Annotated in this window: 19 protein-coding genes; all 19 read left to right on the top strand. The window is 34.8% G+C overall.

Annotated features, from left to right (window positions below):
• The first annotated feature begins 83 nt into the window (after window positions 1-83).
• Complete coding sequence (locus N782_RS01525) at window positions 84-1190, top strand: phosphoribosyltransferase-like protein (RefSeq protein WP_036815499.1); 1107 nt, start codon at window positions 84-86, stop codon at window positions 1188-1190.
• 32 nt (window positions 1191-1222) lie between these two features.
• A complete protein-coding gene (locus N782_RS01520) occupies window positions 1223-1507 on the top strand; it encodes a hypothetical protein (protein ID WP_161783055.1) in 285 nt (94 codons plus the stop codon).
• A gap of 185 nt (window positions 1508-1692) precedes the next feature.
• On the top strand, window positions 1693-2715 hold the full coding sequence (locus N782_RS01515) for a reverse transcriptase family protein (RefSeq protein ID WP_052111096.1): 1023 nt from the start codon (window positions 1693-1695) through the stop codon (window positions 2713-2715).
• Window positions 2716-3159: 444 nt separating this feature from the next.
• Window positions 3160-5100, top strand: a complete 1941-nt coding sequence (locus N782_RS01510; RefSeq protein ID WP_036815497.1) for a hypothetical protein — start codon at window positions 3160-3162, stop codon at window positions 5098-5100.
• A gap of 2 nt (window positions 5101-5102) precedes the next feature.
• A complete protein-coding gene (locus tag N782_RS01505) occupies window positions 5103-5954 on the top strand; it encodes a hypothetical protein (RefSeq protein WP_036815496.1) in 852 nt (283 codons plus the stop codon).
• Complete coding sequence (locus tag N782_RS01500; protein WP_036815495.1) at window positions 5944-6705, top strand: hypothetical protein; 762 nt, start codon at window positions 5944-5946, stop codon at window positions 6703-6705. The genes N782_RS01505 and N782_RS01500 overlap by 11 nt, the downstream gene beginning before the upstream one ends.
• A gap of 244 nt (window positions 6706-6949) precedes the next feature.
• Window positions 6950-8635: a DUF262 domain-containing protein gene (locus tag N782_RS01495; protein ID WP_036815494.1), complete on the top strand. Its 1686-nt coding sequence runs from the start codon at window positions 6950-6952 to the stop codon at window positions 8633-8635.
• 502 nt (window positions 8636-9137) lie between these two features.
• On the top strand, window positions 9138-10745 hold the full coding sequence (gene dcuS / locus N782_RS01490) for a DcuS/MalK family sensor histidine kinase (RefSeq protein ID WP_036815493.1): 1608 nt from the start codon (window positions 9138-9140) through the stop codon (window positions 10743-10745).
• Window positions 10738-11466: a response regulator gene (locus tag N782_RS01485; protein WP_036815492.1), complete on the top strand. Its 729-nt coding sequence runs from the start codon at window positions 10738-10740 to the stop codon at window positions 11464-11466. Before dcuS ends, N782_RS01485 begins: the two co-directional genes overlap by 8 nt.
• A 128-nt stretch (window positions 11467-11594) precedes the next feature.
• On the top strand, window positions 11595-12923 hold the full coding sequence (locus N782_RS01480) for a 2-hydroxycarboxylate transporter family protein (protein WP_036815491.1): 1329 nt from the start codon (window positions 11595-11597) through the stop codon (window positions 12921-12923).
• A gap of 40 nt (window positions 12924-12963) precedes the next feature.
• Window positions 12964-13875, top strand: a complete 912-nt coding sequence (locus tag N782_RS01475) for an AEC family transporter (protein ID WP_036815490.1) — start codon at window positions 12964-12966, stop codon at window positions 13873-13875.
• A gap of 376 nt (window positions 13876-14251) precedes the next feature.
• Window positions 14252-14941 carry a nucleotidyltransferase domain-containing protein gene (locus N782_RS01470; protein WP_052111095.1) on the top strand — a complete coding sequence of 230 codons (690 nt, stop codon included), beginning with the start codon at window positions 14252-14254 and terminating at the stop codon, window positions 14939-14941.
• Window positions 14942-15345: 404 nt separating this feature from the next.
• Entirely contained in the window at window positions 15346-15543 is a 198-nt protein-coding gene (locus N782_RS01465) for a hypothetical protein (protein ID WP_036815489.1), read from the top strand.
• On the top strand, window positions 15507-16115 hold the full coding sequence (locus N782_RS01460) for a helix-turn-helix domain-containing protein (RefSeq protein ID WP_161783054.1): 609 nt from the start codon (window positions 15507-15509) through the stop codon (window positions 16113-16115). Before N782_RS01465 ends, N782_RS01460 begins: the two co-directional genes overlap by 37 nt.
• Window positions 16116-16426: 311 nt before the next feature.
• A complete protein-coding gene (locus N782_RS01455; RefSeq protein WP_036815487.1) occupies window positions 16427-18511 on the top strand; it encodes an amylo-alpha-1,6-glucosidase in 2085 nt (694 codons plus the stop codon).
• A 14-nt stretch (window positions 18512-18525) separates the two neighbouring features.
• Entirely contained in the window at window positions 18526-19476 is a 951-nt protein-coding gene (locus N782_RS01450) for a carbohydrate ABC transporter permease (RefSeq protein ID WP_052111094.1), read from the top strand.
• Between the two features lie 5 nt (window positions 19477-19481).
• Window positions 19482-20297 (top strand): carbohydrate ABC transporter permease, encoded by an 816-nt coding sequence (locus N782_RS01445; protein WP_036815486.1) that lies wholly within the window; start codon window positions 19482-19484, stop codon window positions 20295-20297.
• Window positions 20298-20341: 44 nt separating this feature from the next.
• The gene (locus tag N782_RS01440; RefSeq protein ID WP_036815485.1) at window positions 20342-22060 is read left to right on the top strand and encodes a cache domain-containing sensor histidine kinase; all 1719 of its coding nucleotides are present in this window, start codon (window positions 20342-20344) and stop codon (window positions 22058-22060) included.
• A gap of 13 nt (window positions 22061-22073) precedes the next feature.
• A complete protein-coding gene (locus N782_RS01435) occupies window positions 22074-23570 on the top strand; it encodes a response regulator (protein ID WP_036815484.1) in 1497 nt (498 codons plus the stop codon).
• Window positions 23571-23576 lie beyond the last annotated feature (6 nt).

The raw sequence follows: 23576 nt of genomic DNA, 5'->3' as shown, positions 1-23576 counted from the left end.
GCGGCGGTTTATATATCCTTTAATTTTCCTGATTCATATATTAAATATTGGGGTGGGCTTAGCTATTATTAGGGAGTATTCAAATGTTAAAGCAAATTATAGAGATTAATGATTTAGTTAATTTATGGGATTTAAATCAAGATCGAAGAAATGAAAAGATAAAAATTCTAAAACAGTGGGAAAAAGAGCTTAATCAAAGAGAGTTCCAAACACTATTGAAGATATGCCATAAATTTAATTACTACTCTGAAAGCTTAGCAGCAGAGGCATATAAAAATATATTTGAAGATCAAGCAAGTAAGAGAAATAACTTTAATGAATTTTTACAAAACTCTTTGTTTTTTCCTTTGAGAAGAAAGGGTCGAATTGAATCATCCATTGATATGTTATCTAGTTTTCGGTTGGTTAATGAAATTGATGCTAATAACATTAAAGTGGAATGCGTATCCGAATTTCTTGAAAAATATAAAACTAACTTTGAATATACTAGGGATAAAGTTGTTGAAAACGACTCTACAGTTAAAGAATTGGAAAAAAGCATTTATGTTCTAAGAGAGAATTTAAAGATACATAGTGATAATAACAGAGTAAGGGATAAGATAGAAAAACGGATTTCAAAATTAGAAGAGGATAGAAAGTATAGAATTGATGATTCAGAAAGTCTTGGGGAAATTTTTTATGAAGAATTTTTATCTGTACAAAATTTAATTATAATAGATGACTTTATTGGTACAGGTGATTCTGTAATAAAGTTTTTAAAAAAGATAAATAATGTCATATCAGGTAGCAAAATTGATATTAATCTATTTTTATGGGTGATTGAGGCTAGTAAATCAGGTTTGGAAGCTATAGAAGAAAAAGCTATTGATCTTAACATTAATATCCAAGTTAGTTACTATAAGGAGTCAATAAATGTTTTAGCTGAAGAGATAGTATTTTCGAACGAAGAAATAGATGATGTAAAAAAATTAATAAGAAATATAAATGAATATTATCGGTTGACACAAAGTGGTTATAGTATGAATCATGCAATTGCTTCATTTGTAAATGCCCCAAATAATAATTTAACTTTACTTTCTGAAGAGAGTTCGACTTGGACCCCTTTATTTCTTAGAACCAAAAGGAATAAAAAGAAAAGAAAATTCAGTAAAACTGAGATGAAGGATACATTGAATTTTATAAGACATTAAAAAGGTAGTGAGCTCATTTGAAATTCTCTCCTATGAAAAGAGACATCGTTTTATTAATTATAAGGGATCATGCCATGGATTTAACTATAGATACTATAAAAGAATATTTAAGTATTACTGCAGAACAAGTTTTCCATGTTATTGATTTTCTGATTAAATCGGAGTTAGTTATATTTAAAGAGGGTGAACTACATATTACAAACGAGGGATATAACACCCTAGAGCGCTCAAATTTAAACGCGTTCAGCCTTGAGGATATAGAAGAAACTACAATAATCGTGGACGAAAGTCCTTTGAAGAATTATATTCCAAAATGATTACAAAGGAGGTATAATTAATATGGGTGACTAGACTTTTAGCAAGTGCTAATCGAAGTAAGTATGTATTGAATTCTTATTTCAAAAGAGAAATGGTAATTCTGTAGAAACCAACAGAATCACCATACCCCTTTAAATTAACAATTCATAATTTAAAGGGGAGGTAGTCACCTAAATTTAAAGTTATGTTTGATAAGATACTGGATAACATTAAGAAAAGTAGTTTATTGGAAAAGGAGAAAGAAGCGTACATTCAGTATGCCAGGAACTTACACTTAAAAAACTCTCCTATTATATTTGACATAAATCAATTGGTAATGCTTTTTGATTTGCCGAACGATAATATAAAAGAATTCGTGTTAGAAAATACTAATCAGTACACCATAAGTAAGAGGGACGGAAGTTCAAGGGAAGTTTGGAAGCCTAGTTATAAACTTAAAACTATTCAGAGATGGATATTAAAAAATATATTATTTAATATCAAGGTCTCAGAATCTGCTCATGGATTTGTAAAGAATAAATCAATACTGACTAATGCTGAAGTTCATCAATATAATGAACCTTTTTGGGTGTATTCAACAGATATTAAAGATTTTTTCCCCTCAATTAAACAAAATGAAGTGAAAAAGATATTTTTGGAAATTGGTTACACAGAAAAAGTGAGTGAAGCATTAAGTTCTTTAACCACAATTAATGAGAGTTTAGTACAAGGATTTCCCACAAGTCCAATGATATCCAATATTTATTGTAGAGAGATTGATGAGGAATTTAAAAAACAGGCAAATAAACTCAATATTTCTTATTCCAGATATGCAGATGATATTACCTTTTCTGGTCCACAAAAAAATGGTTATTTGAAATTAATAAAAAATATAAAAAATATAGTATTACATAATTTTAGAGAGAATAATTTTTTGATTAATGAAAAGAAAACAAGGGTGAGAAAGAATAAACATACGAAAATTGTCACAGGTATAGTTGTTTCACAATATGGTGTAAGAATTCCACAAAAGTATTATCGAAGGTTAAATAAAGAATTATACTATTGCCAAAGGTTTGGTGTGAATGAGCACTTAAAGTACCATGGTCTAATAACGATTTCTAATTTTAAAGGGTATCTAATAGGTTTAGCAAGATTTATATATATGGTAGACCCTGATAAAGGTTCGGAATATATCAAAAAAATCCAGAAATTAGATTGGGAATAGAATATTATTGGTTTTGTAAGAAGCAGGAACTACAAAGTTCCTGCTTCTTACTTTCCTATCTGAATAAAGTGTTTTATTATTGACGAGGGATAGTAACTATGTTGTCTATTGGGATAGTGTACCTATCCCTGTTTATTTCTTTATATTTATTAGGGACAGGTAAACACTACTACAATCAAGTTCATCTGCAATCACTTTTCAACCCATGTTGAATGTGTGAGTCATCTTCGTAGAAAAAATAATAATTCAGATGAACGTCTCTCTTCTTAAAAGAGAGGCGTTTTTTAATAATAGAATAACGCGTTTTAATTAATTTTGAAGTATAAATTCATACAATAAAATAATAATATTCGGGCTTCTAATAAAATTTTAATTAATAAAAACCAACAAATTTTATTTATATGGTAAAATATTACCATCAACAAAGAAGTAAAGGAGCCTAATATGAACTTAAACGTCACTAATGAGGAAAAATGGAAATTTTCACCGATACCAAATATAGAAGAATCAAATTTCAATAAAATTTTAGAACGTTTTTATAATATGGGGATAAAGGGTCTAACACGTGAAAATGCACAAAATTCTCTGGACGGTCGTTTACCTGGAAATGAAAATCCGGTTATTCTTACTATTGAAACAGGAAGTATTAAGAAAGCAAATATTCCAGGTATTAACGAAGTGATTGAAAGGATTAAGTGTTTAGAAGGACGAAATGGTTATACAAAAGAAACGATACAGCACATGGTAAATAAAATTAATCAAGAAGAAGTAAGGTATATATCTTTCGAGGATTCAAATACTCGAGGCCTAACAGGTGCCAGAAATGGTCAGAGTGGCTCCAAAAAAGATACATGGGGGATTTATGCCTATAGCAAGGGAGTGCACTTTGAAGAGGAGGACTCATCACTAGAAACTTCACGCGGGGGATCGCATGGTGTTGGAAAAATCGCTTCCAATGCTGCGTCAGATTTACATCTTATGTACTTTGCAAATTGTGATGAAAACGGCGATAAACACTTAGGGGGAACAGTCCAATTAATTGAACATCTATATAAAGGTCATTGTTACCGTTCGACTGGATATTTTACTGATATTAAATTAGAAGGAAATAAGTCTAAGTTTTATCCATATGAGAATAACTTTGATCAAGTTTTTGAGAAAAACACTCGGGGGCTTAAAATTATTATCCCTTATTTCCGTGAAGAATACGATAATGAGAGAGAAATTATCAGAAGCATATGTGACAGTTTTTTCTTATCGATTTTGGAAGGGAAATTAAAAGTAATCGTAAATGAGAAAGAGGTTACAAACGATACAATACTTAACTACATTAAAGACCCAGAATATTATGTCCAGGATATTACGGAAGCAAAAAAAGTGTTCACACCTTTGTATGTAGATACTTATTTGAACGAAACACCTGAAGTGATTAAAGTATCAGACGGTGTAGAAGATTATCATTTCAATCTTTATTTTTATTATGATGAACAAATACCGAAAGGTCGGGTTGCTATCGTTAGAACGATTGGTATGAAGATTGAGGATTTTAAAATAGAGGGGAAAGCTACTAAGCCTTTTAACGCGGTATTAATTGGGAGTTCGGCAGAAGATAAGTACTTAAAATTACTAGAAAATGAGTCGCATACAAAATTATCTCCTGATGATATAAAAGATCCTAATCAAAAGAAACGTGCAAAAAAGTTCATGAGCAATTTATCTCGTGAAATTTCAAAAGTTATTGAAGAAGCCATAAAGAAAAATAATCCAACTGATGGCCAAATGAATACTGCGGACATATTGTATGTTTTGGAAACACAATTTAAAAAAGATTTATCTGATACTCTTGGAACCGTTATGATAAATGATGGGAATAAACCTTTAGTAAAAACATCTAGCGATGTGCCTATAAAAGAGAAGCGTGAAAGAAAGGACAGTAAGCAGGGTTCAAAGAAGAATCCAGGTCCATCTAAGAAGAAGCGCGATCCTTTAAAGCGACAAAAAAGCCGAGATAGTGATAAACATACTGAAAAACAAGAGCAATTATCTACCATTTATAGTGCCCATCCCGATATGGTTGAACGCCTGATAGTAGGAAATAAAGAGATGGTTAAATTTGATTTTACAAAAAGTGAGCATATTAAAAATGATACGTATTGCAACATTTCTTTAGCAGTAATTGATGGAATGGGTGTGGAATACCCAAATGAATTTAACATTCAAGATAATTATAATCATATTATTGATTTAAATTCAGGCGGAAATTGCCCCTATAGTCAAAATGTAATTAATAATGTGCAGATCACACAAGGGGTAGCGCAACTTGAATTAAATTTAAAAGAAAGCTTAAACAAATCATTAAAATTCGTTTACTACGTAGAGGTGTAAAAATGATTTACAAAAAAGATGCAAATTTTCCATACCCTGTGTTAACGAATAACTCTAATAATTATTCAACAAATCTTTTTATTTTGGATGTAGAATTACATGAAAATACTCATAACTACCGCTTTGATTTTCAATATGAAATTGAGTCACCCTTTATCAACGATCTATTAACAAAGGGCCATGTTCAATTAATATTAATTATTCAATCAAAAGATAATAAGTTTTTTAGATTAGAAAAGAATCAAAAATCTGTCGAAATTGCCAAATCACGTATATCTGTTAGCAAACGTACTTCCATTCAAATGCATATACAATCAAAAGCTGAAATTGACTTCAAACAAAATGAAGATTTAAGTGGATTTTATGATCTATTTAAAGAGGAGATAGTAGTACCCAAGCATGCGATTCTAGGTTTTTCAAATGTCGTCTTGTTTGATGGTAGCTTTAAAGAGCCATTGGAACTTTTTGAGAAAAAACTAGATGCTAATTTAAAATCAGATATAAAAATTGAACTTAGTCACGAAACAATCGTTATTTATTACAGGAAACCAGATTTCCAATTTAATAACTTACCCCAAAGCAATACGTTAAATCACCCATATATATATACTGGTTTATACGCTGCACTTCAACGCTTTATTGTGAATAACGGGGAAGATAGTGAATATGTGGATTTGGAAGTTATTGAACCACCGAACAACCCATTAGAATTCAAGCTATATCGATTAATGAAGAAAAAACTAATAGAAGAGCTGAGCATTAATAATATTGATGAAGTAATATATGCAATTTCAGATCGTATATTAGAAAAATATACATCAGTGGTAAAGGGGTTAATTTCACATGGAAGTTAAGCTATTAGCTAATGGGTATAAGCAAAATGAACAGTTTTATAAAGATTTTTTAGAAGATCAAATACATCTTAAAGACGAGTATTTCTCGGGAGAAGTTGTAAATCTAGAACATGCCCCAGAGTTTCCTATATATATGGCTCATGAAAATGAAGGAGATAAAAAACAATTATTTTTTGAAGCTATTGAAATTTTGGCGGAATATTATTTGAGTACAGATCGAGATATTCACTTTGATGAGCTATTTTGGCACTCCTTATTAGTAACAACTAAACGAGAATTTTTGTTAAAAAATTATCCTCAAATCACACAAAGCATGAACCAATTCCATAATATTGTCCTAAAAAACTTCGATTGGGAAAACTATATTTATAAATGTGTTCTTGGTGCTCAATATATAAATGATAGTGTTGGTGATGAAAGAGAAAGAAAAAGATATTATAGTTTACTAGTTGATAATCTAGATTTATACAATTACATTATAAAATATGAAATATTCCGAAATGAAAATTTTTTAATAAATATATTAGGCATTATAGATGATTTGAACCTTTCAAAAGTTATGAAATCAAAAATAAAGGGGAGAGATGATCTAGGAAAGGATGAAAGGGTAGGTAGACGTGTAATCTTTGAATTTAATAAAAGTTACCCAGTCATTATGTCTCCTATGTTAGAGAAAGAGGAATTGAAAGAAATATTTTTAGAGTATTTAGGCTATTATTATGATCTGTCTCAAACAGTTACACCAGTGTGAAGATACTTGAGTTGTCTAAAAGGTAAGCAGGGGCCTAGTAAAGGTTCCCTGCTTATCTTTTAGCTGGAGGATATTAACAATTAGTATTGAAATATTTGCATAGATAAATTTTTAATTATATTACATACTGTTATTAAAAATTTATTTAATATCAATACGTTAGGGGAGTTAATCTTTATCAGACAATAGTATTTGCATTTAAAAATTAAAGAGATAATATAATAACTATAATGGAGGATATATTATGGCAATTCAAAACTCAGGCAAGGAAACTGTTGGTTCATTTTTACAGAAAGATAGATATTTTATACCTGATTATCAGAGAGAATATGCCTGGGAAGAAGGAGAGCAAATTGATGACTTCTGGGCAGATATTAACTACGCTATTTCAGAGAGGACATTTAATCATTTCTTTGGGCAAGTGGTTATTCATGATAATAGAGATGAACAGAAAAAATACGTTATCGATGGTCAACAACGTACAACCACATCAATTATCTTCTTAGCTGCTTTAAGAGATTTATTTGAAGAACTATTCAAAGCCTCAAATCTATCAGGTGCTCGCAATAAAGTTGAAGATATACGCCTGAAGTTTATTGGAAGATGGTCAGAAGAAGAAAATGAGCTTAGACTGACCCTGGGGGAAATTGATAGTGAATATTTTAGGAAAAATATTCAAATAAATTCACCTGAAGATGCACCACCTAATGAAGACTCTCATCAAAGAATAAAACAAGCTTATGATTTTTTCTACAATAAACTTAAAAAGAAACTAAATCAGGAAGATGATTATGAAGCACAGTATAAGCTATTAACAAGTTACTATAGTACTTTCATCACAGGATTCCAGCTTATGTATGTAGAAACAGATGAGCTAAACGAAGCTTTTATAATTTTTGAAACTTTGAATGCTCGTGGTAAAGATTTAGAAACATCTGACCTATTAAAAAATCATTTGTTTAGAACTTCTGGTACTCTAATAGAGAAGGTGAAAAGTGAGTGGATGAGAACAGTAGATAATCTGGATAATATAGATATTACGAATTATCTAAGACACTATTGGAATTCTAGATCAAACTTCATTCGAGAAAAAGATCTATATAAAAGAATGAGAGATTTTGTTTCCACCCCCAAAAAAAGTGAAGAATTCGTTACAGACTTATTAGCTATGTCAGATGTATATAAAACACTTGTAAGACCTAATGAAGAGTTTTATTTTGTTGACAGTGAAATTAATAAGGTACTTGCTAACTTAAAAACACTTAATGCACGTTCTTTTTATCCTATTGTTTTATCAATGGTAAATAGTCAATATAGTGAGGATACTATTTTAAAAGTGGTCCAAATGGTTGAAACATTCATATTTAGAAACTGTGTCGTAGCAGGTCGAGTTGCGAATAAATATGAGACATTATTTGCAGGAATAGCTTTTAAGATATCTGAAAAACAAATTACCACTAGTGAAGAAATTTTTAAAGAATTGAAACCAGAACTATTAAATGATGAAGATTTCGAAAATGCTTTTCGAACCCTTACCATAAAAAAAAGCTCAGTAGCTAAATATATCTTACGAGCCATTAACAATTATAACGAACAAGAGATTCAAGTATTAGAAAACAATTCAAAAATCCATCTAGAACATATTATGCCAAAGAAATTAGGTGTTTGGGAAGTTGATGAGGAAACACATCAAACATATCTACATAGAATTGGTAATTTAACACTTCTAGGTAATGAATATAACACTAGGTTGAAGAATAAATCATTTGATGTAAAAAAACAGACCTATATAAATTCAAAAATAGAGATAACTAAATCTATTTGTACCTATGATGAATGGGACATAGCTGCTATTGAAGAAAGGCAAAAGCTACTTTTTGAAGGGGCATTGAACCGTTGGGGCATACAAGATTTACTATTAAACACCTAATTTTATGGTATGATGTACCGGGAAAAATTAGGTATGGGATTTCAATTATACAATGCCTTTATCAAAACATCACCCCTCCCAATTATCCTGAAACAGGAATGGGGAAATTTCGTTATAGTGGTAATCTTTCAGATCTATAGATCGTTTTTCATTAAGATTACATTTCAAAATGTAAGCAGTATATACCATCAATAGTTTGTATTAGGTAAACACTTCTACATCAATATGTCTGCTAGTACTCTACAAACCATGTTGAGTGTGTGACATATCTCAAAAGAAAACTTCTAAGTTAATGATGAAATGATTAAAACATAGGGACGGTTCTCATGTTTGTTTATTACTATACAAACACAAGAACCGTCCCTATATTTGTTTACTCATAGGCAGTATTCAGCAAATATTGAAAATTTATCTATCCGCCAAGTTAAGTACAGGTATTTCATCCACCTATTATGTATGCTTAAATAAAGGAAAATAATTTAAAGAAAGTGGAGGTGATAAAGTGAAAAAACATCCTCTCAAACTTAGCACTGTCATCACACTATTTGTCTGTCTAGTCGTCATTATTTCCTTGCTTATTACAGGGGTACTGATTAGAAATTCTACTACCGAAAATATTGAAACTCAATTAAGGGAAAAAGCGGTCATCATCTCTCGGACGGTTGCGGATTCTCAAGTGGTCCAGGATGGGTTACAAGGGGATCCGACGGAGGAAAGTATTCAAAGTTATGCGATGGAAGTGCAGAAGGATGCTGGGGTTATGTTTGTCGTGGTGATGGATATGGAAGGGATCCGAAAGTCTCATCCGAAGCCTGAGAGGATTGGGAAGCATTTTGTTGGGGGAGATGAGAAAAGGGTCTTAGAAGGGGAGGAGTATGTGTCGCGTTCTACGGGGACGCTTGGTGATTCGCTCCGTGCGTTCACTCCTGTGTTTGGAGAGAAAGGGGATCAGGTAGGGGCTGTGGCTGTAGGAATTTCGCTCGAGGCGGTGCAGTCTTCTATGATGCAAAGTCAGAAGCGGATTTTGATAGGATCTTTAATTGGCATGATGGTTGGAATTGTGGGGGCTGTGTTGCTCGCTCGTTATATTAAGCGTAGTTTGTTTGGATTGGAGCCTTCGACGATTGCTCGTATTCATGAGGAGAGGAATCAGATGCTTCAATCGGTGCATGAGGGGATTATTGCGATTGATAACGATGCGACTATTGTGTTGGTGAATCGTTCAGCTCGAGATATTCTTAAAAAAGCTGGGTTGGAAACGAAAGACCCGATTGGGCTAAATATTAATGAGTATCTTCCGAATTCCAGATTAAATCACGTGCTAGAAGGCAAGGAAATAGGGGTCGATCAGGAACAGAATATTAACGGTCTATCGATTATTACCAATCGAGTCCCTATTGTAGTAAATGATAGAATTATAGGTGCTATCGCCACATTCCGTGATAAAACGGAGGTAAATCAATTGGCGGAGCAACTAACGGGAGTACAGATGTATGCGGATACATTACGTTCTCAGTCCCATGAATTTATGAACAAGCTCCATGTGTTACAGGGGATGATAGCGTTAGAAGAATATGAAAAAGTGAAAAACTACATAACGCATTTAGTAGATCACTCTGCTCATGAAGTAGGTAATGTTACCAAATACGTAAAAGATGCTGCTTTTGCAGGTTTTTTAATAGGGAAGATGAGTTATTCCCGGGAAGAGAAAGTCGATTTAATCATTACATGTGAGACGGAAATTCCGGAAACGGACTCCGCTTTTACGCATGAGGTGATTACGATTCTAGGTAACGTGATCGATAATGCTATCGAGAGTGTTGCTGCAAATGATGATAACAAAGAGGTACACGTAGATCTTTCCTTTATAGATGATCTTATGACGATGGTGGTGCGTGATAATGGGCCAGGTATTCCTAACGAGCAGGAGGAGGCCATTTTTGAGAAAGGTATTTCTACTAAAGACGGAACGGACAGAGGCTTTGGATTATTTATTACGAAGCAGAGTGTAGAGGAATTAGACGGTTCCATCGAAGTGGAATCCTATGCTTCCGGAACGACCTTTACCATTATCATTCCTTATGAGGGAGGAGGTAGAAGTGATGATTAAGGTGCTTATCGTTGAAGACGATCCGATGGTAGCTCAGTTGAATAAACAGCATACCAGCGAAGTAGAGGGGTTTGAGGTTATCGGAGTTGCTTCTCATGCGGAAGAGGCGATGCAATTGCTCGAGGAAAAGGAAGTCCACCTTATTTTGTTAGATGTATTCATGCCAGGGATAAATGGCATTCATTTCTTAAAAAAGCTGCGAAAACAAGAGGAAGATGTGGACGTTATCCTCATTACCGCTGCATCTCAAATGGATCAGATCCAGCAATCGTTACGCCTTGGGGCCATTGATTATTTGATTAAGCCGTTTGAATATGAGCGTCTATATGAAGCCCTTCATAAATATAAGGCGAATCGGTTCACGATACAGCGTCATGATAGTCCTGTTACCCAGAAAGATGTGGATGTTCTGTTACGGAAAGAGGAGCAGGAAGGAAAGGCTAGGGATTTTACTCCTCAAACGCTTCCAAAAGGCTTGACGAAAAATACGCTAGAAACGATTAGGGAAACGATTGAAAGTAATTCTCCAGAAGCCTTTTCGACCAATGAAATGGCAGAGGCTACGAAAGTTTCGAGAGTTTCGGTGCGCAAGTATTTGAAGTTTCTGAGTGACATCGGTTATTTAAAAGAGGAACTCGTGTATGGTGTGGGGAGACCTATTTACAAGTATTATTTGAATGAACAAAACCAGCATATCATTGAACAATATGTAGAAAAGTAGCCGGAGAGGCTACTTTTTTTAATTACAATAATAACAATAGTTTCACAATATATGAACGTTTTGTGAATTTTTCTAAAATGAAATCAATCAATTGGAAGCGCTTTCTAATCTAACAAGGAGTGATCTGTATGAGTCAGGCCGCTAGAGAGTGGAATTACGAAGAGGAAGCTTATCAACAAGACGTGCAACCAGAAACGAAGAAAAAAGGATTTACGATCTTTGGAATTCCTGTTCTTTGGTTTAGTATTTTTGGTGTTGTTACGTTGATTAGTCTTTATAGTGGAAGTTTGCCAGGCGGGATGATTGGAAGCTTGTTGCTTATGATGATTCTAGGAGAGTTGTTTGGTTGGATTGGAGACAATACTCCTATTATCAAAACGTTCTTAGGTGGAGGAGCTATTGTTGCGATATTTGGTGCGGCGTTTATGGTGTACATGGGATGGTTGCCGGATTCCTCTGTCACGACCATGACGACCTTTATGAAAGATGGAGGCTTCTTGAGCTTTTATATTGCCGCATTAATTACCGGTAGTATTCTAGGAATGAACAGAGAGATATTGATGAAGGTTGGGTTGAGATACTTTTTACCTATTTTCGGTGCAATTGTTGGAGCGGCTTTAATGGCAGGATTGTTAGGGGCTATTGCAGGATTTTCGATTAGAGATGCCGTTATGGTTATTACCATGCCGATTATGGGAGGAGGCATGGGAGCTGGTGCCGTTCCGATGAGTCAAATCTATTCCGAAATTATGGGGAATGACCCGAGCTATTATATTTCTATTCTAGTACCAGCGCTTGCGCTAGGGAATGTCTTTGCCATCGTCCTTGCTAGTATGCTGAATCTGTTAGGTACTAAAGTCCCTTCCTTAACAGGGAACGGGAAATTGATTAGTGGATTTCATTATAAAGAAGAACAGCATACGTACGATATTCAGAAGATGGGCATAGGTTTACTGGCAGCTATTACATTCTTTACGTTAGGAAATCTATTAGGGGATATTATTCCGCTTCACCCATATGCATTGATGATCATTGTCGTGGCAGTCGCTAAGATTGCGGATATTATTCCTCAAAACATTATTCAGGGTGCTAGTCAATGGTATAAGTTTGTCGCAAACAATTGGACCCTTGCTTTATTATTTGGAATTGGTATTGCTTATACAGATTTAAATACCGTATTGGAAGCATTGACCCTACCATATATTCTTACCGTTTTTGGAGTCGTATCCGGAGCCATATTAGGAGCGGGATTACTTGGAAAACTAGTAGGTTTCTATCCAATCGAATCCGCTATCACAGCTGGTTTATGTATGGCCAACATGGGTGGTACAGGAGACGTAGCCGTGCTATCTGCTTCCCGTCGCATGGAGCTGATGCCATTTGCACAAATTTCCTCCCGTTTAGGTGGAGCGTTAATACTATTATTAGCTGGCCTAATTATCCCTCTATTACAGTGATAGATAGGAAGGAATTTTGATAGAAACTTGGTGAAGTGAAATGGACGTTATTGTAGTAGTTCTTCCAGCATTTATCATCTTTGCGATTGGGTTTATTGGACAAAAGGCAATCGGATTTGATCGGAAAACGATTTCCAAAGCAGCTTTATATTTAATGTATCCTTTCTTAGCCTTTCAAACGTTTTATAACAATCCAATTACGCTAGATTTTCTCTATATCATTCTATTTTGTGTATCTCTCATGACGTTACTGATATTGCTCGTTAAAATAGTAACAAGTATAGGAAACATGCCGGGGCCAAAAGCCTCGGCCATGGTTTTGTCGAGTGTGTTTATGAATAGCGGGAATTACGGGGTACCTATTATTCTATTTGCTTACGGGGAAAGTGGGGTAACGTATGCTATTATTATGATGGTCATCCAATCATTATTAATGAATACCGTGGGCCTCTATTATGCTTCCAAGGGCAGTGCAGATGGCGATGCGAATATACGAGAGTCCCTGAAGAAAGTAATGAAGATGCCAATTAATCATGCGGTCTTATTGGGGATAGTGACGCAGCTATTTCCTATTACGATCCCTTCCTTTATCATGCAGGCTGTTAACCTTGTTGCAGACGCTACCATACCAACGATTATGATTGTATTAGGAATGCAGCTTGCTACGCTTTCTAAAGGCGCTGTTCAAATCAGAGACCTGGTTACGATCGGATCGATTAAAATGATTGTTTCCCCTATCCTGGCTTTCCTTATTACATCGTTACTCGGATTAAGCACCTTGCTATCCAGCATTTTAATTGTGCTGGCAGCTATGCCAACAGCGGCTAACACTACCATGTATTCCATCCAATACAATACCGAACCTCAACTCGTATCCTATAGTACGTTCTGGACTACGTTATTAAGTATTGTCACTATTCCATTGTTATTGTGGATGGTAGGAGCGGTTTAGAGTGATTATGGGATTATGATCATGTGGGCTAACTATTTTAGTTAGTCTTTTTTTATGTAGAGATAAAAGTAACCCTCCCAAGAATTTATAAGAAAACACAGGGACGGTTAGACTGCATTCCACCGGGGATGCAGTCTTTTTTTACATGGGTGGTGGCATGGTTGGTTCAGAACTAACCTATGGGTACTGTCATCACCTGTAGTTTATCGATATAATCCTTCATTAGCAATTAGGAGTGAAGGGTTTTTTTACTAAGAAAATCGACCAATTGTGGGATCTATCCTATTTACCTATTTAATGGAATTGGATACACATGGCTTGAATATACATATAAGAATGATGTTTTCAACGAACCAAAAAGGAAAGGATGATTGGAATGAACAGAGACATCCTTCATATCGCAAGAGATTTTATAGCCACTCATTTTCCAGATAGTCGGGCTGCTTTATTGGCGGGTAGCCATGTTCGAGGCGAGGATACGCCTTCTTCCGATTTAGATATTGTCATACTGGATAGGGATACCTATAGAAAGTCTTATATATTTTTAGATCACCCGATAGAAGCGTTTGTCTATAATGATGATTCGCTTGATTTCCAGTTATTCGCGGAACAACAGCATGGGATTCCCTTGATTACTCGGATGTGTGCGGAGGGTGTTGTACTTAAGGGTGAGGAAGAGGCGCGTACATTAATTTCACAAGGAAAGCAACATTTGATGGAAGGGCCCAACCCGTTGTCACCGAGCAAATTGGATGATTTTCGATACTTCATTACCGACCTACTTTATGATTTAGAAGGTTCTACAGTAGAAATGGAGGATACATATAGTGTGGGCGAACTCACCTTAAAATTGCCGGAATTTATTCTTAGAGCGAACCAAGAGTGGATCGGTGAAGGCAAGTGGATGTATCGGTGTCTAAAAGAGTTTGATCCAACTCTCGCCAAGGATTTTACCAAATGTATTCAAGCTTACTATCAATCAAATAATAAACAGGAGCTAATCGGTTTTGCTGACCATGTATTAGAACCGTTTGGGGGGAGGTTATTTAACGGGTATGAAAAATAGTTTTGAATGGGTATAAGTGCTATGTTGGGGCAGTTTCTATATTTGTATTAAAAAAGAGTGGGAATCCATTTAGGGTTTCTGCTTCTTTTTATATTACCAGGTAGTTCTTTGTACAATACCCTGATAAGGATAGGGATTAAAGTTTGAAAAACATATTTGAGGATCTATTTAATCCTATAATGTTTCCGAGCTATCTATCCCAGATTATGAACTGTTGAGAGCCTTGCAGAATGTATATCTGCAGGGCTTTTTCATTCTAGTAAACGTTTATAATTCAGATATCTAATGCCTCTAATCTAACTGTAATTTAAAAAATTTCTTAAAACATAGACACCAACCAATCGACTCCTTTCGATTATTAAATTGAAGGAAACTAATTCGTAATAGTATAGGAGTCGATAAAAATGAATTATGTAAGTTTAGCAATCAAACATCAACCGTTTAAAACCAAGGAAGAAATGAATCAAGCTGTTAGGTGTCACATTGTAGAGCATGGTGGGCATCTGTCAGCAACAGAAATCGAGATGATCCATCTTCTATCCGTTATGCATGTAAGTATCCAGGGGTGGCGTATCTTAAAAATGATACGATTGCCGATTTAATTGGGAGAAGTAGAAGAACGGTGATTCGAGTAATGAACAAGCTAGTAGCGTATTCTATTATTACCCGCATCGAAAGTATGCGCCCTCAAAGAGGGGGAAATGGGGCGAATCTGTATATTATTAACCCTTCTGTCACTCGGAATGTGTCACGTGGCAAGGAAGTTAAAAATGTAGAAGTACCAACGGATTCAGCTCCTGAAATGCCAGATGAACCATTATCTTTTAAAAACATAAATAATAAAGAATTTAAAGAATCGTTACAGGTAGAAGGATCTCACTTAAAAAACTCGTATCGAGAATTTAAAAAATTGGTCTTCTGCTTCATTCCAGAAAAGCATTTTTTCTACCGCTTGTACCGTTCTTATAAAGCACAAATTAAATCATTAGAGACTATCTATGCTGAAGAAACGCTTCATGAGGTAGGGATTCAAGCTCTAAAGGCGATGTTCTCTGCCATGAAGATGAAAGATGTACATAATCCTGTGGGGTATTTTAGTCGAGTAGTGAAACAGAAGGTGGATGATTTATACTTTGAGCGTTTGATGGAATTGGAGGAGTCTGTAAATCCCTGAATTATTTATTTTGTAGCATAGTTGTGTTGTATCCAAGAACTTATTCCTCAGCATATTTTTGTGATTTTATGATGTGTTAATGCTGGAATATCTCCGTTAAGACCCAATATTAAAAGAAGCTATTTAATGTATGCAAATTTTACTATTTATAGGAGTTAGTCTCACCCTAATATAAGTCTTGTTCAAATATGTCTTACTTACCCAATCATATAAAAGTAAAAATAACAAACAAAAAGTATAATTTCATGCATGTTGATTATCAAGATATTACTCTATGATTTATGTAAAGGCTTACAAAAAGGAGAGGTTCTATGGGTTTTGTGCCATTAAAGCATGGAGAGGTATTTTCAGTAACAAATGAACTTGGAGATATGAATCCTAATGACATAGGAGCTGGAATTTACTATAGAGATACAAGGTTTTTACGAGAGTATAATATGATGATCAATGATCAACCTTGTATATTTTTGAAAAAAGATCAAAGTAAAGGCATTGAGAATCAGTTTAAATTGAGTAATGGAGATATCCAATCGGGGGATGCTCATTATGAAAAGATGGACTTGGAAATTAACCGAAAACAATTGATGTATAAAGGCATCTTTTACGACAAAATACAGGTTAACAATGGAAGTCAAAAGCATATCACGTGTTCCTTAAACTTAACTTTTGATTTAGGTTTTGAGGATTTATTTGAAGTGCGTGGGGCCAAAAGAGAAAAAAGAGGTACACTCCATAAACCAGAAGTAAATCATAACCGCCTGAAATATCAATATTCTGGACTCGATGATATTGAGAGGATATTAACAATTGATGTTTCGCGTAATGGTCACTCTCATGAGGATGGTCTTTCTTTTGATATGGATCTGCACCCAGGAGAAAATCATACCATTGAAATCGCCATTCAAGTTCGAGAAGGTACAGAAGATGATCATGAACCACTGAATTATGAGAGGGCTTATGCAGAATGTGAAAACGAATTAGAAAAGTGGATCAATGATCAAACGAAAATAACCACAAGTCATCCATTAATAAATAAAACACTGGAAAGAGCAGAAAAAGACCTCTATCTTCTAGCAACAGATATTGGTCAAGGTAGCTTTCCTGTAGCAGGGATCCCATGGTTTTGTGTTCCGTTTGGTAGAGACTCGATGATTACTGCTATTCAATCTCTAGTATTAAATCCTGACCTTGCTAAAAGTACTTTACGTACATTGGCGAATTTGCAAGGCGATGTTGAAAATGATTGGAATGAAGAAGCACCAGGTAAGATACTCCATGAAATGAGAAATGGAGAAATGGCTAATCTAAATGAAATTCCTTTTAAACGTTATTACGGAAGTATCGACTCAACTCCTTTATATATCGTTCTGTTTGCGGAAACGATTCGTTGGACGGGGGATATGGAGCTCATGAATGAGTTACTTCCTTCAGTTGAAAAGGCACTCGAATATGTAGAGCAATATGCTGACCTTGATGGGGATGGTTTCGTTGAGTTTCATAAGCAGTCAGATGGAGGGTTAGCGGTACAAAGTTGGAAGGACTCAAACCATTCAATGGTCCATAAAGACGGGACTCATTCCGAATCCCCTATGGCTGTTGTAGAAGTTCAAGGGTATGTTTATGATGCGAAAGCTAAGATGGCTGAGCTATATGAGTATATTGGAGAAGACCATAAAGCACAAAAAATGATTGAAGAAGCTCGGCAGCTAAAGACATTATTTAATGATGCATTCTGGATGGAACAAGAGGATTTCTATGCTCTTGCGTTAGATAAAGATAAACAGCAAGTTCAAACCATTACCTCAGATCCTGGCCATGCATTGTGGTCAACTATTATAGAAGAAAGTAAGGTGCAGGATGTAGCACGAGTTCTATTATCCGACAAGTTGTACTCTGGATGGGGCATCCGCACAATGAGTCAGGAAGAAAAGGTATATAATCCAATAGCTTATCATAACGGAACAGTATGGCCACACGATAATTCACTGATTCTATTAGGGTTAGCGAAGCACAGCCTAAAAGATCAGGTGAATCAATTAGTACAATCATTATTTGAGAGTGCAAACCAATTTGAAGATGCTAGGTTACCAGAATTGTTTTGTGGTCACAGTCGTGAAGAAGAAGAAACGATTGTACCGTTTCCTGTTGCATGCTCACCTCAAGCTTGGGCTGCTGGTACACCATTTGCTTGTGTACAGGCTTTACTTGGAATGGAAGTTAATGCATTTACCAAGTCAATTTCGATCAATCCAACTTTACCTGAAGATATAGATTGGCTAGAAGTTAAAGATTTAACTGTTGGGAATGGGAAGCTAAATATTGTTCTTAAGAAGTCAGAAGATCATGTGGTAGCTAAAGTAGAACAAAATACTTCTGAATTTACCATTAATCAATAAAGCGGGGGATATACATGCAAAATGTATCCACACAAACACGAGCTACGAATGTTAAAGGTAAGCGAAAGATCAGTCGTACAAGGTTAAAGGAAATTGGAACAGGAGTCTTCTTTATGGCTCCTTTCCTCCTGATTGCAGGGATTTTTATTTTTTATCCCATTTTATATTCTCTTCAAATTAGTTTTCAAAATTTTAGTTATTTGAATCCTTCAGCAGCAGAGTGGGTTGGGTTAGAAAACTATAGAAAGCTTCTACAGGATACTACATTTTTAACAGCGATATGGAATACCGTAAAACTTTTAATTATCGTCTTACCGATCCAAACCATTATCTCTCTAGTTTTAGCGAATATATTAAATTCTAAGATAAAAGGTAAATCATTTTTTAGGATTGTATTCTATCTACCATATATCACCTCACCAATTGCTGTTGGAGCGGTAATGGTTTACTTATTCAACCAAGATGGGCTTGTTACTAGATTTTTCACTCTTTTTGGTCTAGAGAATGTTGCGTGGTACACAGATGGTGACTATGCATTTTATTTAATCGTTCTCATAATCATTTGGACACAAATTGGTTTTTACACGGTGATTTATCTGTCAGGTCTTCAAAGTATTCCAGAAGATTTATATGAAGCAGCTCGAATTGATGGTGCTTCAAGGCTGCAACAATTCTTGCATATTACCGTTCCACTCCTGAAACCTACTACGTTTTTAGTGTTATTTATGGGAGGGTTGGCTACATTGCAAATTTTTGAGCAACCTTATGTTGTATCAACAACAGGTGGAGCATTACCAGGAAGTCCAGGGGATTCTACTCTAACTATGGTGATGTATTTATACACTCAAGCCTTTAAATATTTTGAAATGGGATATGCCTCTGCAGCAGCGTTTATCATTTTTGTGATGATCTTTTCATTAACCGTACTACAGTATCTATTCTTTGAGAGAAAGAATAAGGGGTGAATGTCATGAATACGAAACGAATTCTATTTTATCTTGTGTTAGGGTTAACTGCATTTGTTATGCTTTTGCCGTTTATTTGGACATTGTACGCTTCATTTGTAAAGCAAGACTTAAACGTAGATACATTTTCTTTTGATCTAGCTCAGTATGGAATTGACAATTTTGTCTACATCATAACGCAAAGTCATATTGCAGATTGGTATAAAAACAGTGTTTTTGTGACTGGTGTTATTACGATTTGTAACCTTCTGTTTAATTCTATGGCAGGTTATGCTTTAGCACGTGTACGCTTACCAGGGAAAAATATCATGTTCTTCTTCACGCTTGGCATTATGATGGTACCCGTTCAAATTTTGCTAATACCGATCTTTGTCATGATGGCAAAAATGGGGTGGATCAATACGTATTTTGCTTTAATTGTTCCTTTCATGGTTAATCCATTCGGTGTGTTCTTAATGAGACAATTCTTTGTAGGTTTTCCTTCAGAATTAGAAGAAGCCGCCAAAATGGATGGACTAAGTAGGATTGCGATTTTTTTCAGAATTGCCCTTCCATTGGCCAAGCCAGCCTTGATTGCACAAGCTATCTTTATCTTTGTGTGGAATTGGAATAGCTTCCCTTTCCCAAGCATTTTGGCAACTGAACCTGATATGTTTACACTTCCTGTTGGTATTTATCAAATTACCAATACAGCCTATACAAGTTCAATTACCAAGTCTATGGCTGGTGTGGTATTAATGACAATTCCAACTCTCATATTCTTCATGGTTTTCCAGAAACATTTTATGAAAAGCTCTATTAATACAGGTGTTAAAGGATAGTATAATCGAGGTTACAACATCTTGTATTGAGAGGGGGGTCATCTATGAAATATAGGCATAAATTGATGATTGCTTTCACTGTTATAGCTTTATTCCCAATGAGTATTTTCGGGGTTTACGCTTACCAAAGTGCAGTCAGTCACACAAAAGAAAAAGCGTTGACGTACGGAAGAACAATGGCAACAGATCTTAATTCGACTTACAATGAGTGGATTCAAAATAGTATTACGTTAACTCGTTCTATGATAGGTGACCCTCAACTAGAAACATTATTAAAAAAAGATTTTGAGTCTTATCAATATCCAGTATATGAAAAGGTTCAAGATAAAAAATCTTATCAATATTATCTAAACCACACCATGAATGTATATCCGAACGTTGATTATGTCCTTTTGTTTCCTTTAAAGCAGCCATATACTATAGGTTATTCTAACCAAAATGTACTTGTATCAGAAGAGAATAATGAAAATGATCGTTGGTATGAAAAAACAATGAGTGCAGAGGGCTATTGGGTTTATACAGGTCTTCACAAGGAAAGTCAAATCGTTGAAGACCCAAAAGTTGTTTCAATCTCTCGTTTAATTAAAGATTCTCAAACCCAAGAACCTCTAGGGATTATCAAAGTGATGTATAATAGCCAATCTATTTATAATCTGTTAAATCAAAAAGCTAGAACGAGTAATTTCTCTTTTCTTTTAACTAATGATAATGGCGAAACCATGGCTACAAGTGAACACGTTGAAGAAGGTTTTGGTAGAGTGATTGCTCAGGGTGAGAACGATGATGAAGTTTCCTATAAGGATCAGTCTTACTTTATAACTTCAAGTACATCTGATGAAACGGGTTGGACCGTTTATGCGATATCTGATCGAGATCAACTATTTCAACAATTAAATTCTATTAAAGAAATATTCTTATATTTACTTATTGGGACGATTGTCGGTTCCATTGTACTAGCGTATTTAATATCTTCAAGACTAGTGCGGCCACTCGAGCATCTAAAATCGAGTATGAGTCAGCTCACTACTGGGGAATGGAAACAAATACCTGATCCTAATCGAAAAGATGAAATAGGAGATTTAACTTACCACTACAATGATATGCTGACTAGACTTGATGAATATGTAGCATTGCTTGTTCAGAAAGAAAAGCAAAAGAAGGATCTTGAGTATAAAAGCCTTCAGTCACAGATTAACCCACACTTTTTATTTAACACGTTAAATAATATCAAATGGTGTGTGTATCTAAATCAACCTGATCTGGTAAATAGAATGATTGATTCTCTTGTCTATATATTTAAATTCATCTCGAAAAGAAGTGATGATATGATTCCTTTATCAGAAGAAGAGGAGTTCTTGCATCATTATTTACAAATCATGAAAATTCGTTTTGATGGGGAATTCGAAGTTATTTGGGAGATGAATGAAGATGTAAAAGATATGGAGGTGCCAATTCTTCTAATACAACCTCTATTAGAAAACGCTATAATTCATGGAATGGAAAAAGAAAATGAAGATCGAATGATCTGGCTAAGATCTTATTCTAAAGCTCCAAACCGAGTCATTATAGAAGTAGAGGATAATGGAGTAGGTTTCTCTGAGGATCGTCCTCAGCAAAAAGGAGTTAAATTTAGTTCTATTGGTTTTGATAATGTTAAAGAACGTGTGAGATTGATGTATGGGAACCAAGGTTCTATCACGGTTCAAAGTAAAGCAAATAAGGGGACAATCGTTACACTTGATCTAAGCGATTCACTACCATAGTTGAGGTGATAGGATGAATATCTTAATTGTTGATGATGAGAACATTACAAGAATGGGATTACGAAAGACGATTGAATCATCTGAGCAATTTTCTGTTGTTGGAGAGGCCTCTAATGGAAAACAAGCTCTAGAGTTTGTTCGTCAGCAGCATTGTATTGATGTGATTTTATTGGATCTTAATATGCCAATTATGGATGGTTTACAATTCTTAGATTATTTAGACTCTACTTTTCAAGGGAAAGTGGTTGTTTTGAGTAGTTATGATGACTTAGATCATGTAAAGAGTGCTATGAAAAAGGGAGCTTCTGATTACTTTCATAAGCCGACCATGTCCCCTGATAAGATTACAAATATGCTCATAGCAATCTCAAAGGAAGAGACTGGACCCAAGCATTCAGGAGAAGTAGACGATTGGATGAAACATTTAATTTTAACTCCTTCAGAGAAGCTTTTGAAAGTGAATCATCCTTTTGTAGATCATTCCAAAGGAAAAGTCGTTATCCTTGCATCCGTTAATGACTTTGACCAATTAAATTTAAATGATTTTGAGATTTATAATTCCCTTATCCAATGGAAAGAACAATCAAACTTTCGAGGTGAGATTGTGCCCTGGAGGGAAGGACAGTATCTTGTAGTTGATGTATTACAAACAAAGAGTCTGTTAAATCAATATCAACATATTCAAACATTGTGTGATTCCATCCAAAGGTTTTTAAAGACTACTAAAGAGCTGACTTTATCTTTTGGCGTGAGTCAAATGGTTTATGACCCTCTTCAAATGAATCAGAGTGTTAAGGAAGCAGAAGAAATCGTGCAACAAGAATTTTTTAAAGGCCGTCAAACCCTTCACTTTTATAAAGAAGAAAATAAAAGCGAGCAAGACTTTCAGGTAAGTGCACAAAGTATATGGCAAGCAATGGATGATGTAGATAAATCTGCTCTTCAGAACGAGTTAAACAAGTACTTTAAAGAATTGATCAAAATAGAAAATAAAGAAAAAGTCTTACAAGAGTCATTTAATTTATTAATCTCACTCAAAAATTACATGGAAAACTTTAATGAAACAGCCCCTTTGCAACAAATACCTATTCAACACATATCAAAACTACATTATGCTTCTGACATTCATAATGAAGTCTATCAATCATTCCACTTCATGCTTAATTGGATTGCGGAGTATGAAAATAATCACTACTCACCAATCGTTAAGTCTGTTATGAAATATGTTCATCAACATTACACCAAAGAAATTTCATTAGACGGGCTAGCAAGACATGTTCAAACAAATCCATCTTATCTAAGTAGAATCTTTAAAGAACAAACTGGCTCAACAGTCAGTGATTGTATTGCCGAGTTACGTATTAATAAAGCTAAAGAGTTACTTAAACACAATCAACTCAGAACCAAAGATGTTTCCTTAGCGGTAGGGTATGCGAATGAAAGATATTTCTCCCAAATATTCAAGAAATACACAGGAATGACACCAACAAAATTCAGAAAGCAAAAGTAAATATAA

The sequence above is a fragment of the Pontibacillus yanchengensis Y32 genome, from assembly GCF_000770635.1.
In the GTDB taxonomy this organism is placed as follows: Bacteria; Bacillota; Bacilli; order Bacillales; family BH030062; genus Pontibacillus; species Pontibacillus yanchengensis.
Note: the sequence above shows the minus strand (reverse complement) of the source record. Positions and strands in the feature narration are given on the sequence as shown.

Excerpts from the sequence above, each read along its gene's own strand:
- N782_RS01525 (WP_036815499.1), top strand. The coding sequence starts at position 84 with ATGTTAAAGCAAATTATAGAGATTAATGATTTAGTTAATTTATGGGAT.
- N782_RS01520 (WP_161783055.1), top strand. The coding sequence starts at position 1,223 with ATGAAAAGAGACATCGTTTTATTAATTATAAGGGATCATGCCATGGAT.
- N782_RS01515 (WP_052111096.1), top strand. The coding sequence starts at position 1,693 with ATGTTTGATAAGATACTGGATAACATTAAGAAAAGTAGTTTATTGGAA.
- N782_RS01510 (WP_036815497.1), top strand. The coding sequence starts at position 3,160 with ATGAACTTAAACGTCACTAATGAGGAAAAATGGAAATTTTCACCGATA.
- N782_RS01505 (WP_036815496.1), top strand. The coding sequence starts at position 5,103 with ATGATTTACAAAAAAGATGCAAATTTTCCATACCCTGTGTTAACGAAT.
- N782_RS01500 (WP_036815495.1), top strand. The coding sequence starts at position 5,944 with ATGGAAGTTAAGCTATTAGCTAATGGGTATAAGCAAAATGAACAGTTT.
- N782_RS01495 (WP_036815494.1), top strand. The coding sequence starts at position 6,950 with ATGGCAATTCAAAACTCAGGCAAGGAAACTGTTGGTTCATTTTTACAG.
- N782_RS01485 (WP_036815492.1), top strand. The coding sequence starts at position 10,738 with ATGATTAAGGTGCTTATCGTTGAAGACGATCCGATGGTAGCTCAGTTG.
- N782_RS01480 (WP_036815491.1), top strand. The coding sequence starts at position 11,595 with ATGAGTCAGGCCGCTAGAGAGTGGAATTACGAAGAGGAAGCTTATCAA.
- N782_RS01475 (WP_036815490.1), top strand. The coding sequence starts at position 12,964 with ATGGACGTTATTGTAGTAGTTCTTCCAGCATTTATCATCTTTGCGATT.
- N782_RS01470 (WP_052111095.1), top strand. The coding sequence starts at position 14,252 with ATGAACAGAGACATCCTTCATATCGCAAGAGATTTTATAGCCACTCAT.
- N782_RS01465 (WP_036815489.1), top strand. The coding sequence starts at position 15,346 with ATGAATTATGTAAGTTTAGCAATCAAACATCAACCGTTTAAAACCAAG.
- N782_RS01455 (WP_036815487.1), top strand. The coding sequence starts at position 16,427 with ATGGGTTTTGTGCCATTAAAGCATGGAGAGGTATTTTCAGTAACAAAT.
- N782_RS01450 (WP_052111094.1), top strand. The coding sequence starts at position 18,526 with ATGCAAAATGTATCCACACAAACACGAGCTACGAATGTTAAAGGTAAG.
- N782_RS01445 (WP_036815486.1), top strand. The coding sequence starts at position 19,482 with ATGAATACGAAACGAATTCTATTTTATCTTGTGTTAGGGTTAACTGCA.
- N782_RS01440 (WP_036815485.1), top strand. The coding sequence starts at position 20,342 with ATGAAATATAGGCATAAATTGATGATTGCTTTCACTGTTATAGCTTTA.
- N782_RS01435 (WP_036815484.1), top strand. The coding sequence starts at position 22,074 with ATGAATATCTTAATTGTTGATGATGAGAACATTACAAGAATGGGATTA.